4 protein-coding genes are annotated in these 14,856 nt (G+C 48.1%); all 4 read left to right on the top strand.

Annotated elements, in window-relative coordinates; translation table 11 throughout:
* The first annotated feature begins 258 nt into the window (after nt 1-258).
* The 4 genes from K0O23_RS14105 to K0O23_RS14090 all read left to right on the top strand — a co-directional run bounded on the left by K0O23_RS14105 (nt 259) and on the right by K0O23_RS14090 (nt 14,828).
* Nucleotides 259-12,669 (top strand): Ig-like domain-containing protein, encoded by a 12,411-nt coding sequence (locus tag K0O23_RS14105; RefSeq protein WP_219878083.1) that lies wholly within the window; start codon nt 259-261, stop codon nt 12,667-12,669.
* 9 nt (nt 12,670-12,678) lie between these two features.
* On the top strand, nt 12,679-13,677 hold the full coding sequence (locus tag K0O23_RS14100) for a PorP/SprF family type IX secretion system membrane protein (RefSeq protein WP_219878082.1): 999 nt from the start codon (nt 12,679-12,681) through the stop codon (nt 13,675-13,677).
* A 148-nt stretch (nt 13,678-13,825) separates the two neighbouring features.
* The gene (locus K0O23_RS14095) at nt 13,826-14,395 is read left to right on the top strand and encodes a hypothetical protein (RefSeq protein ID WP_246597121.1); all 570 of its coding nucleotides are present in this window, start codon (nt 13,826-13,828) and stop codon (nt 14,393-14,395) included.
* A 22-nt stretch (nt 14,396-14,417) separates the two neighbouring features.
* Nucleotides 14,418-14,828, top strand: coding sequence for a DUF2721 domain-containing protein (locus K0O23_RS14090; protein ID WP_219878081.1), 411 nt, complete (start codon nt 14,418-14,420; stop codon nt 14,826-14,828).
* Nucleotides 14,829-14,856: the final 28 nt, after the last annotated feature.

Below are 14,856 nucleotides of genomic sequence, written 5' to 3'. Positions count from 1 at the left end.
ATTTAATATATTAATATTCACCATTATGGAGTTTACGAGGGCTATTTTATTTATAATATTACATCGGCTTTCAACTTAAGACACCAGTTAATACACTTAGATTATTAAAACTATGGTTTTAACAACACAAATTTAAACGTCTTAAATATTTACTTAAAATAATACAAAACAAGCTTAACCAACTCATTAGCTAAAATTGAACTTAAATTCCTCTTTTTTTCCTTTTTAAGCGTCAGATTTTATTGAAATTAATACTATATGAGAATACCTTTACTGTTGCTCTTAACATTATTTCTTATCGGCATCAATTCAGAAAAAGCGTTGGCACAGGCATGCCAAACGCCCGGTGTAACCTTGCCTGGAGATAAGTATTATTGTGGTCCTCAAACTATTTCGTTCAGCGCTAACAGTACTGATCATAAGACCAACTACTCAGGCACCACAACTTCATATAGCTGGACTATTAATGGAGTTGTATCTGCTACGGATGCACACCCTACTTTTAGCTTTGCGGGTGGTGACACTTATATAGTAACAGTTACCGCATCAAGCAGTTGCGGACAAGCAACTGCTAGCCAGACAATTAAGGTTGATGCCAGACCAGCACCACCCGTTGTGGAAAATGGAGGAATGTGTACCGGCAGCCAGGGAACGCTCTGGGTATTGGAACCAGACCCGAACCTGATCTATAAGTGGTACAACGTTGCTACCGGAGGTACACCACTAGTATGGGGAACCTCCTACACATCTGGTACGTCAGGTGATTATTATGTAGAGGCTGTTACCCAGCAAGGTTGCACAAGCTCTACACGTACCAAAGCCTCTCTAACCGCTTCATCTCCTACGGGCAGTGGTGGCGGAATCAGCACATCAACACAGGAAGTATGCAGCGGCACAAGCCCCGGACAAATTTCTGGCAATGCCCCCAATTCCAGCTTTATGACCTATCAGTGGTTTCAAAGCACTACCGGCTCAAGTTCAGACTTCTACCCGATACCAACCGCAAAAAACAAAGATTACACGCCACCGGCGCTGTATCAGACTACCTGGTTCAAAAGAATTTCTTATAACGGTTTTTGCGGGGAAGAGTCCAATGTTTTAAGAATAACAGTAACACCACTACCTGCTGCTCCCATTGTAAATAATGCTGTAGTTTGCGCCGGCACTAATGCCACACTTACTGTCAGTAATGCCAGCACATCATCTATATACAGATGGTATGATGTAGCTAGCGGAGGAACCGCTATTGCCGTTGGCCCTACTTTCACTACACCAGTTCTTACAGCAACCAGAACATATTATGTGGATGCCTCTACCACAAATAACACAAACTGCAGTTCTGTTACGCAGCGTACAGCAGTTTCCGTAACAGTAACTCCTGGCATTACTAATAATATCATCACCAGCGATCAGTCTATTTGCAGCGGCGGCACTGCTGCTGCGCTTTTAGGCTCTGACCCAGCTGGCGGCGGAGGCGGGTACAGCTTCCAGTGGCAACGCAGTACCGATGGATCCAGTTTTACCGACATTGCAGGTGCAAATGCGAAAGATTACAATCCCGGCTCACCTACTACCACTACCTGGTATCGCAGAAAAGTTAAGGCTGCCAGCACCTGCCCGGAAGTAACAAGTAACACCGTTAGAATAGTAGTATCCATTCTTCCTGTATCTATCGACATAGTTGATCCGACTACATGTGCAGGCTCTGGAACTACTATCGTCATCAGTAACCCTAATGCGGATTATACTTACCGCTGGTACGATATAGCAACAGGCGGCACACCGTTACGCACCGGCACAACTTTCCCAACCGGCCCGTTAACTTCCAACAGGACATATTATGTGGAGGTAACAACAGCTGCCGGATGTATCTCTGCCAGAAGGTCTGTTACCGTAACAGTTACTCCTGTACCTGCTGCTCCGACCGCAAGCGGCACTACCATATGTGCCGGCACCAGCACTACGCTTTCTGTAAATCCTACAAATGCCACACTTTATTACAAATGGTATGATGCACCAACCGGAGGAACACATTTAGGAACTGGCGAGAGCTTCGCTACAGGCCCCTTGACTTCTGATAAAACATTCTATGTAGAGGCTGTAACCAATGCGGCACCTAACTGTACTAGCCCGCGCGAAGCTGTTCAGGTAACAGTTGTTCCAGTAATTACTAACACCATCACGTCAACCAACCAGGAGATCTGTAGCGGCAATACACCTAGCCCATTGACCGGTACTATCCCAACTGGTGGCGGAGGCGGCTATACTTACCAATGGCAGACAAGCGACGACGGAACACTTTTCACAAATATTACGGGAGCAACCGGCAGAGATTATGCTCCTGGGGCTTTAACCAACACTACCTGGTATCGCAGACAAGTCAGCACAACTGCAGGTACTTGCCCTCCTGTTAGCAGCAATGTTGTCAGAGTGGACGTAAATCAGCTGCCTACAGTGCCTCTTATTCCAGGCGTAGCTATATGCACAGGCACACAGGCTACTATACAAATTCCCTCAGCAGATGCCAACCTTAAGTATAACTGGTACACAGTAGCTACAGGCGGAGTACCAGTGGCCACAGACCTGAGCTCTTTTATAACTGAGGCACTTACATCTAACAAAACTTATTATGTAGAAGCAGTTACAGAGTTTGGCTGTGTAAGCACTACCCGAAGAGCTGTAACAGTTACCGTAGAACCACTACCTGGTGTCCCGACTGCAGACAATACCTCTGTATGTGCAGGCAATAAAGCAGTATTGTATGTAGTATCTCCGGATCCCAGCCTGGAGTATCAGTGGTTCAATGCAGCCACTGCAGGCAACTTACTGGCAACAGGCACTAGCTTTACAACACCGAATGCACTTAACTCCACTACAACTTACTACCTGCAGGCAGTAAATGCCACGGGTTGCGCAAGTAGCTCCCGCAGAGCTGTTGCAGTTACTGTGCTAGAGCTGCCTCTTATACCAGAGGTAGCAGGTGCCACAATCTGTTCAGGGGGCGCCACCACACTCTATGTAAACAATTCCAACCCGGAATATGAGTACAGGTGGTACAGCGGCAGCACCTTAATTGCTACAGGCACATCCTTTAACACAGGTAATTTAATTTCCAGCGCAACTTACTATGTAGATGCAGTAACAAAAGGAACTACTGCCTGCACCAGCCCTGGACGCAGAGCGGTAACAGTAACAGTCATCCCTCCGATCTCTAATAATACCATCTCCGCAGCGCAGTCTGTCTGCGGCGGCACCACACCTGCGGCTCTTACTGGCACTACTCCAACCGGCGGCAGCACCCCTCTTACCTTCCAGTGGGAAAAAAGCGAGAATGGTATAAACTTTACAAGTATAGCGGGAGCTACCAATGCTACGTACTCCACTGGTGCACTAAGCACGACAACCTGGTTCAGAAGAATTGTAAAAGGCAGCGATACTTGTCCTCAGAATGCCAGCAATGCTGTGCAGATAACGGTAACGCCTTTACCTGCAACTCCCGTTGCTGATGCACAAACGATCTGTAACGGATCAAGTGCTATGCTTAGTGTAAACGCGCCTGTTTCCGGCATCACATATAAATGGTATAATGCAGCAACGGGAGGCAACATTTTAAGTACTGAAGTTACCTATACCACTGATGCTCTTAATACTAATACAACCTTTTATGTAGAGGCCACCAATGCGAATGGCTGTGTAAGTCCGCGCAGGCCTGTTACTGTAAGTGTCAGGGAGTTGCCGGAAATGCCAATGGCTGCCAATAAGACTATCTGCTACGGCCAGAGCGCTACGCTATCAGTTACTGCTCCTGATCCTTCTTTAACTTACAAGTGGTATAATTCAGATAATCAGTTGCTGTCCAGCTTACCTTCATTGAATGTTGCTGGCTTACAGGCCAGCGCAGTTTACTACCTGGAGGCCACTTACATATCAGAGCCTGATTGCTCCAGCCCAAGAAGAGAAGTTACTGTAACCGTAACACAGCTTCCGGGCCTACCAGTTGTAGCTAACATTACCATCTGCTCCGGTACAAAAGGCATACTTAATGTTCAGAACCCAGACCCGGCTTTAACTTACAGGTGGTACAATACAGATTCAGATGGCACTTCGATCGGAACAGGTGCATCTTTTGAGACTCAATCGTTAACATCTGCCAGAACATACTACGTAGAAGCTTCTACAGCATCAGGCTGCCAGAGCGGAAGAAGGCAGGTTACTGTAAGTGTTTCGGCTTTGCCGGAGACACCGTTTGCTAACAATGCAGAGGTATGTGCAGGAGCTATGGCACTACTGAGTGTCTCAGATGCAAATGATGCCCTCACCTATCAGTGGTATGCTACCAGTACATCATCTACTCCTATTGCCACAGGTAAAACATTTCAGACTGGTGTACTGCAAGCTAACGCAACCTTCTATGTAGAGGCAGTAACAGCGGCAGGGTGTGTAAGTCCGGCGCGCAGAGCTGTGACCGTGAGTGTAACACCATTGCCTGCTACCCCTAATGCAAACAATGCCTCTATCTGCGCAGGCAGCGAGGTTACGCTGGCAGTAGAAAACCCTAACCCTTCGTTACTTTACAAGTGGTATAGCAGCGAAGGCGCACATCTTGCTACCGGCATCTTGTACAACACTGGTGTTTTAAACGACAGCAGAACCTACTATCTGGAAGCCGTGACTGCTAACAGCACCTCATGTGCGAGTTCTTCGCGCAAGACGGTTACTGTAACTGTTACGCCTGTTATAGCCAACAACACTATTTCCGGGAACCAGATTATTTGCGCTGGAAGTACACCGGCTACACTAACAGGTACGCTGCCAACAGGAGGAGGCACTACGTACTCTTACCAGTGGCAGCAAAGCACAGACGGCATCAACTTTACAAACATCACCGGTGCCACAAGCCAGGATTACACCCCGGGCACAGTTAACGCAACAACATGGTACAGGAGAAGAGTGACTGCCTCCGGCCCATGTGGCCCGAACTTTAGTGCAGCTGTTCAGGTTAGCAGTGTAACTCCTCCTTCTACTTCGCTTGCAGATAACAGCACCATCTGTTCAGGCACAAGAGCATTACTCACTATAAAAGACGCGAATACAACCCTATCCTATCGTTGGTACGGTACAGCCACAGGTGGCAGCATTCTAAACATAGACGATACATTTGAGACACCAGAACTAAGCACTACTACAACATTTTATGTAGAGGCGGTAAATACCAATGGTTGTGCAAGCCCGCGCAGGGCAGTTACTGTTTATGTTACGCCAGTACCGCAAACTCCGCTTGTGTCAGACAAGTATATTTGTGAAGGACAGGCCGCTACACTTACAGTGTCATCATCAGTTCAGAATCTGATTTACAAGTGGTACGATAATACGGGCACACTTGTAGGCACAGGCACCTCTTATACAACTCCGAATGCTTTAATTGCCAGTACCACTTATTATGTAGAGGCTTCAACAACCACCAACCCCACCTGCACAAGCGATCGCAGAGCTGTTGCAGTTGTAGTAATGTCGCAGCCGGCTATACCTGTGGTAGAGAACGCAACGGTCTGCTCCGGTACTTCAGCTACGCTGTCAGTACGTGTAATTGATCCTGCCATTACGTATAAGTGGTACACTGCTCAAACTGGCGGCACACCTGTGGCTGAAAGTATAAACTTCACAACAACAGCCCTTACATCCAGCAGAACTTATTATGTAGAGGCCGTAAATGCAGCAGGATGTACAAGTACCAGAGCTTCAGTAGCAGTTACAGTTACTCCTTTGCCAGCTGCCCCGTTAGCAGAAAACGCAGCTGTGTGTGCAGGTACTGCAGCATCGCTTACCGTAACAAACCCAGACAACAATCTTATTTACAAGTGGTATGATGCGGCAACCGATGGCAACCTTCTGGCAACAGGAACCAATTTTACAACACCTGTCCTGCAAAACAGCGCTACTTATTATCTAAGTGCTGAGTCGCTGAATGGCTGCGCCAGCACCACCCGCAGTGCTGTAACTGTAAACGTAACTCCTCTGCCTGCCACCCCTGAAGTTAACAACGTAACAATTTGCGAAGGAAGCAATGTTACACTTTGGGTTACAAACCAGACCTCAGGAGTTGTTTATAAGTGGTATGATAATACAGGAGCTTACCTGGCAACCGGCACTTCGTACACCACAGCAAGTTTAATCACAAGCACAACATACACAGTAGAAGCTGTAACCAACACAAGCACCGCTTGCGCCAGCTCTCCGCGCAAAACTGTGAACGTAACTGTGGTTGCGCCTATAGCAAACAATACAGTAAGTTCAGCTCAAACTGTATGTACAGGAGGAACTCCCTCACCACTTACAGGTTCTGTGCCTTCCGGAGGCAACGGAAGCTATACTTACCAGTGGGAGCGCAGCACCGACGGTATTAATTTCGCTGCTATCTCAGGTGCCATATCTCAGAACTATGCGCCTGCTACCGCCATTACCTCCGATACCTGGTTCAGGAGAAAAGTGAGTGCAACTGGTGGTCCGTGCGCAGCGCATGTCAGCAACATTATTAAAATGTCTGTAGAGTCGCTTCCAGCCACTCCTATAGTAAACGGCGCCACTATTTGTGCAGGTACAGTAGCCACGCTACAGGTAAGCAACCCTGATAATGCACTCACTTACAGATGGTACACAACTGCAACAGGCGGTAACCCGATACACGCACAGACAACATTCATCACTAACGAGCTAAATACAAGCGTTACCTACTACGTGGAGGCAATGAGTGCTTCCGGTTGTGTAAGCCCGCGCAGAACGGTAACAGTAACAGTGAGGCCACTGCCTGATGTACCGGTTGTTGCGGATAAAGCAATATGCCAGGGCCAGACCACTACCCTTGCAGTAGCATCGCCGCTAGCCGGCCAAAACTACAAGTGGTATGACAGGGACAATACACTGGTTGCAACAGGAATATCATTTACAACACCTGCACTGGCTACCACAACTGTTTATTATGTAGAGTCTTCTTATGTGGATGTGCCGGAATGCATCAGCAATTCCAGAGCCACAGTAACAGTATCGGTAGCACCACTACCGTCAGCACCAATTGCAGCTGGTTCTTCTATCTGCTCAGGGAACACAGCAGCACTTAAAGTAAGTGTTATAGATGCTAACCTGACTTATAAATGGTATACTATCGCATCAGGCGGAACACCAGTTGCCACAAGCGCTAACTTTACCACACCGGTTCTTACAACAGGAAGAACATATTATGTGGAAGCTGTTACAGAATCTGGCTGTGCCAGCCCAAGAACAGCTGTGAGAGTAGATGTGACACTACAGCCGGCTACTCCTTCAGCGGATAACCAACAGGTTTGCGAAGGCTCTACTGTGGTGCTTACTGTTAACAACCCGAATAACAACCTATATTATAACTGGTACAACGAAGCCACAGACGGACAATTACTGGCCACAGGCGAGACCTATACTATTTCCTCCGTAACAGCAAGTGTAACTTATTACGTGGAAGCTGTAACGGAAACAGGTTGCGTAAGCCCTACCCGTAAGGCAGTAGAGATAACAGTTACTCCACTCCCGCTTACACCTCAAGTTAACAACCTGACCGTTTGCGCCGGGCAAAGTGCGATCTTATCTGTAACACCAGCAGAGGCTGGCGTACTTTATAGGTGGTACAATGCCACAGGTACACTTATTTACACAGGCACTACGTTTACCTCTTCTGCCTTGCAGGAAAGCACTGTTTTATATGTAGAAGGAGTTACCAACAACACTACCGCCTGTGCAAGCTCGCCGCGCCGAACTGTATACGTTACAGTTACACCTGCCATTGCTAACAACATTATCAATGGTGAACAGTCTATCTGCAGCGGCAGTGCTCCGGTAACTTTAAATGGCTCTACTCCAACAGGCGGAGAAGGTAGCTATACTTACCAATGGGAGCGCAGCGAAGACGGAATTAACTTTACTTCCATCGCAAATGCTACAGGCCAGAATCACACTCCATCAGCACTTAACATTACCACATGGTACAGAAGAAAAGTGAAAGCTGCAGGAGCTTGTTCAGAGCAAGTAAGCAACATAGTCCAGATCACTGTTACAGCCATCCCTGCCACACCGGTTGCCGATAATGCAACGATATGTGAGGGAGCAACTGCAACATTAAGGATCAAGGATGTGAATACTGCTTATACTTACCGCTGGTATACCACACCTGTAGGAGGCAACGCTATAATGGCCGCCGCTTCGTATACAACTGATGTCCTTGAAAGCACAACAACCTTTTATGTAGAGGCTGTGAATGCTAACGGCTGTGTAAGCCCAAGAAGAACGGTAACGGTATATGTGTTACCTCTTCCGGATGCACCGCTGGCAGCAGACCAGAACATTTGTACGGGAGAACAGGCTACGCTGGTAGTTTCTAACCAGGCTGCAAACCTTACCTACAGCTGGTACGATGGCAATGGAATGCTGCTTGCAACCGGAACAACATTCACGACTGGTGCACTGAACAACAATGCTATTTACTACGTGGAGGCTTCTACGACTACTGTTCCGAGTTGTGTGAGTGGCAGAACTGCTGTAACAGTTTATGTAGCAGCAAGACCAGCTACTCCAATGGCCAATAACGTAAGCGTGTGTGCCGGAAGCTCTGCTGAGTTAGCAGTAAGCAATGTTATTCCGGGGTTAACATACAAGTGGTACACCGTTGCCACTGGTGGTCAGCCAATCCATATAAGCTCTAACTTTACTACGCAGCCCCTTACCTCTAACAGAACCTACTATCTGGAGGCTGTTACTGCCAATGGCTGTGTGAGTTCAGAAAGAAGGGCTGTAACTGTTACTGTAACACCGCAGCCGGCTCAGCCTGCTGTTGCAGATCGCACAGTGTGTTACGGAGAACGCGCTGTACTGGCAGTAACTACACCAAATGCAAACCTGATGTACCGCTGGTATAACAGGGATGGCGTACAGGTAGCAACCGGCACGACTTATACTACAGGTGCAATTACTGCCAATGCGCTATACTATGTAGAGGCCGTAACACAGACATCTCCAAGTTGCATCAGCTCGCGCGAAGCAGTAAATGTGACTGTAACCAACATACCAGCCACACCAGTTGTAGATAACGCGACGATATGTACCGGTAGCAGCACTACGCTGTTTGTGAAAAACGCTATGCCTGGTGCCGTTTACAAGTGGTACGACGAAAATGAAACCGTAGTAGCAACAGGCACCACGTTCACCACCGCAGTACTTTCAATTGACGCGATCTACTCTGTGGAGGCCTCCTCTACTTCAGGATGCGTTAACCAGGTGCGTGCGATGGTAACGGTAGATGTAACGCAGCAGATCACGAACAATACCATTACTGATAACCAGACTATCTGCAGCGGCGCCACGCCAAACCGACTGACAGGCAGTCAGCCGGGTAACACCAGTAGCACAGTTCTGTTCCAGTGGGAGTACAGCGAGGATGGCACCAACTTTACAAGTATAACCAATGCCACCGGCAGAGATTACCAGCCTGAAGCATTGAACGTGACAACCTGGTTCAGAAGAAAAGCAAAAGTAGAAAATGGTGTTTGCGCCGAGCAGTACAGCAATGTAATCAGAGTAACAACTGTAGCATTGCCTCTTGCTCCGGTCACCAGCAGTGTTACCATTTGTGCAGGTGCACAGGCAACGCTTCGAGTAGATGCCGCTGAAGCAACCTATACTTACCGCTGGTTTGATGTGGCCACAGGAGGAAGCAGCCTGGCAAATGGAACATCCTTTACAGTGGGTGGCTTAACTTCCGACAAAATATACTACGTGGAGGCAATAAACGCTAACGGATGCATCAGCCCACGCAAAGCTGTTACAGTTTATACTACACCACTGCCGGCCATGCCACAGGCAGCAGATAAGTCTGTTTGTACCGGCGGCAGCACAACGCTAAGTGTGAGCAACCCGGACACGAAGCTGAATTACCGCTGGTTCGATGCAAACGGCGCGTTGGTTGCTAACGGTTCTTCTTATACTACACCAAACTTGGGCAGCAACACAGTATATTTTGTAGAGGCGTTTACCAACACAGCGCTTGCATGCACAAGCCCACGCAGAGCGGTAAATGTAGCTGTTACGCCACTGCCAACTATGCCGGAGGTGGATGATGCCTTTGTATGTGCAGGCGGCTCAGCTACACTAAGTGTGAAGCAGCCGGACCCGGCCCTAACCTACAGGTGGTATAGTGCAGCCACAGGTGGTACGCCACTAGCAGCACAGCCAACGTTCGAAACCGGAGCACTTACATCAGACAGAACATACTTTGTAGAGGCCGTTAACGCATCAGGATGTGTGAGCCCGAGAGAAGCCGTAAATGTAACAGTAACACCACTACCTGCCGAACCGCTAGCTTCGAACAAAGCGATATGCGCAGGACAGACTGTGGTATTAAGTGTAAACCAGCCGGATGTAACACTTACTTACAGATGGTTTGACAGCACTGGCAAATTACTGGCAACAGGCAATACCTTCTCAGTAAGCGGCCTGACAGCAAGTGCGACCTACTATGTAGAATCGATGACAGCGGCTGGCTGCGTGAGCCCGACCAGAAAAGGAGTTGTTGTAAGCGTGTCTCAATTGCCAGGCGTTCCAACTGTTGAGAATGCCGCTATATGTGCAGGCGAAAGAGTAACCTTGTTCGTTAAGAACCCTGACCCAACGCTGGAGTATCGCTGGTATAACGATGCAGCTGGTACTAACTTAATCGGATCGGGCATTTCTTATACTTCTACGGATGCACTGTTTGCTGGAAAATCATACTTTGTGGAGGCCGTGAATACAGCAGGTTGTGTAAGCGTAACTAGAAAGCAGGTAGATGTGCGTGTAACTGGTAAACCGGCTACCCCTGTTGCAAATGATGCGACAGTTTGCTCAGGCAGCAGCGCTACATTAAGCATAATTGCTCCGGATGGAGCCATGGTGTATAAGTGGTACGATGTGAACGGTACTTTCCTGCATACCGGCATTACTTATACTACAGTACCGCTTTCATCTAAGGCAACATTCCATGTAGTGGCAAATACTACCACAACACCGGCCTGCGCAAGCGACGTGCATGTAGTAACCGTAAACATTACCACACCGCTTACAAACAACACCATCAGCAGCAGCCAGACCATCTGCAGCGGGGCAACCCCTGCCAGGTTAAGCGGTTCAATGCCAAACGGCGGCAGCACAGCAACGATTACCTACCAGTGGGAAAGCAGCACCGACGGTGTGAACTTTGTAAGTATAGTAGGTGCCTATGCCCAGGATTATGCCCCGGGTGCACTTACAGCTGATACATGGTTCAGAAGAGTAGCACGCGCCGCTGGTGCTTGCAGCCAAACGGTAAGTAATGCGGTGATGGTGACAGTAATACCGTTGCCGGTAACTCCGGTTGCCGATAACCAGCGCGTGTGTACAGGCAACTCTGCAACACTTAAGATCCTGAATCCATCTTCAACGGCTGACAACATAACCTACCGCTGGTATAATGTTGCTTCTGGCGGAAACGCACTGGCTTCAGGAATCATGTTTGTAACCCCTGCCCTTTCTGTTAGCACTACTTACTACGTGGAGGCGACAAATGGCAACGGTTGTACAAGCAGCACGCGCCGCGCTGTTCAGGTGCTGGTAGACCAGCCTATCACGAATAACACGATAAGCGGAGCTAAAACAGTATGTGCAGGAGGTAAAGCTTCGGCCTTGTTTGGTTCGATACCTGACGGTGGTTCCGGAACCTATACCTATCAATGGCAGCGCAGTACAGACGGCGCAAACTTCACGGATATTTCAGGGGCTACTGGCCAGGGATATACTCCGACAGAGAACTTCACAAAAACAACCTGGTTCAGAAGAAAAGTAAAAACCGAAGGATCATGCGCTGAAAGTATAAGCGCAGCTGTGAAGATCGAAGTTGTGTTTTCTCCTAATGCTCCTACTGTGACCTCTGCCGCTATCTGCCCTGGTGTGAGTACTACCCTTACTGCTACAGCCATGGCCGGCCTAACAGTTGAGTGGTACGATGCGCCGCAGGGTGGTACGTTGGTATTTATCGGTAGCTCTTACACGACTCCGGTACTAAACTCTAACACTTCTTACTGGGTGCAGTCGGTGAGTACAAGCGGTTGCGAAAGTACACGCCAGGAAGCAAAAGTACAGGTGGTAGGCCCACAGGTAACTGTATCAGAAGACCTGACCATAATAGAAGGTAAAACGGTACAGTTAAGTGCCACCGGCGGAGCCTCTTACGAATGGTCTCCGGCTGAAGGCTTATCTGACCCGACTATTTCTACTCCTGTTGCCAAGCCTGCCAAAACAACTACTTATGTAGTGAAGGTAACAACCCGCGAAGGCTGTGTGGTTACAAAGCAGGTAACGGTAACGGTGCTTCCGAGAATTATCATCACCAACGTGATCACGCCAAACGGAGACGGATACAACGACAGGTTTGAAATTAAAGGAATCGAGAATTACCCTAACGCCACTGTCGAGATCTATACCCGTTGGGGCGAGCAGGTCTTCCAGTCGAAGGGATACCCGGAGGCATGGAACGGAACCAAGAACGGTAATGCGCTGCCGGTGGGAGCTTATTACTATATCATTAAGCTAGACGCTACGTCGGCTCCGATTTCAGGAAGTGTAACAATTGTAAAATAATCGCCAGAGATGAGAAGAATTTTAGCAGTAGCCTTGGTTGTTATCGCCGCAGTTGGACAAACGCTGGCGCAGCAAAAACCACAGCATACCCAGTATGCGCTTAACAACTATTTAACAAACCCTGCAGTAGGCGGCATAGAAAGCTATGCCGACTTGCGCACAGGATTCCGTAGCCAGTGGGTAGGCATTGAGGGAGCACCGGAAACGTTTTATGCATCCCTGCATGCCCCGCTCGGCAAACAGAGCAGCGGCTCACCGAAAGCCCGTAAGCCAAACGCATACGGTTTTTCTAAAAGAAGCAGCTATAAGAAAACAATGCCCCACCATGGCGTAGGTGCCGTAGTACAGGTAGATAAGGCTGGTTTATTAAGAGCATCTACGCTTAATGGCAGTTACTCTTACCACCTGCCTCTTACGAATTACTTTACCTTATCGAGTGGTATTTCTGCTGGCCTAACGCAGTACAGCGTTAACGTTGTAGAGGCTAACGCACACGACCCGAACGATCCGTATTTAAACAGCGGTTCAAAACTCAATTCTACAAAGATGGACCTGGGGCTGGGCATGTGGCTTTATACCCCGGACTTTTATATTGGTGTATCAGGAGCTCAGTTAGTGAAAAGCGGTTCTGACATTCAAGGCGATGAGCCAAACCTGAGCCTGCAGCCGCACCTTTATACTACCGCCGGCATGCGCTTTCAGCCATCACAGGACCTGGCGCTTATACCTTCGGTCATGGTAAAGACGACACCAACTTCCTCTCCTGCCATCGACGTGACCCTGCGTGCATTGTACGGCCAACAGATATGGCTAGGTGCGACGTATCGCCATACCGATGCGTGGGCAGCCATGGCCGGCGTTAACCTGAACTACATGCTGGACCTGAGCTACGCTTACGAGATGGCAACCTCAAACCTGAAGCAGGCAACAGTAGGCACGCACGAAGTGGTTTTAGGTATTAAGCTGAACAACCGAAGAAAAGTTATCTGTCCGCAGTTTATGTGGTAAACATTAAAAGATATTTATGACATTACCTTTACCCTAGTTCCTTTTTACCAATTATGAAAGCTAGTACAGAGGCCGGAGCACTTACTCCGGCTTTTGCTTTTATACTCTGGTAGGTGTGCATAGTGTAAGAAAGTATAAACCATTACCTTTGCAGTACAAACATCCCGTAAAGTATAACCTTATGAGTGCTAAAAGCTTTGAAATGCTGCTAGAGTTGGCTTTTGATACAGACAAGCCTGCTGTTTATGAAGAGGGCGCAACCAGTGTATACCAGCAGTTTGAACGGGCCTACAAAGAAGCGCAGAAAAAGGGAGGAAAGCCCAGCGAGGAACTCAACTTCCGCTTTGAGCGCCTGCGCCTGGGTGTGGCCATTGCCTTTGTAAAAGCTTTTGTGCGCCTTGCTGACAACGAGAAAAGCAAAGAAGTGCTGGATGTATTGCAGGAGGCGATCAAAGCCAAAAACGCACGTGAGATCGATAAGATCATACAAAAGCAAATTGCAAAGTTTGACAACCTGTACCACGAGATATTCGTGAACGAGCAGCGTGACTACTTACTGGGTATGTTTGAGCGAACTTTGGATGCGGCAAGCAAAGAAGAACTGGACGAACTTATCTTTCAAGGACTGGAGCTGTTACCCGAAGTTGACTGGGATGCGAAAAACCACGACGAGGATGACATTGAGCCACTGGACGAGGACTTTCTGAAGAATCTGTAACAACTTAGTTACAAAGTAAAGTATGGAAATCACGCTGACTACTCCTGCACTTCTGTTTCCGGCTATTTCGCTGTTGCTGCTGGCTTATACCAACCGTTTTATTGCGCTGGCCAACCTTATCCGCAGTCTTAAAAAGCGCTATGCCACCACACACAGCACTTTGGTTTATGGCCAGATAGAAAACCTGCGCACCCGCCTTGTACTGATAAAGAACATGCAGGCCTTTGGCATCAGTAGCATTTTTGGTTGCGTGGCCTGTATGTTTGTGCTTTTTGCCGGCTACAATACGGCCGGGAAATATCTTTTCGGCCTGAGCATGGTTTTATTGATGGCCTCACTGGCCCTGGCTCTCCGCGAAATACAAATTTCTGTAAATGCCCTACGCCTTGAACTGAATGACCTGGAAGAAAGCAGTGAGGGAATGGCTAAGTAAGGGCATTTATACTATTCGATAAACAAAA

It is taken from the genome of Pontibacter aydingkolensis (assembly GCF_019443125.1).
Lineage (GTDB): Bacteria > Bacteroidota > Bacteroidia > Cytophagales > Hymenobacteraceae > Pontibacter > Pontibacter aydingkolensis.
Note: the sequence above shows the minus strand (reverse complement) of the source record. Positions and strands in the feature narration are given on the sequence as shown.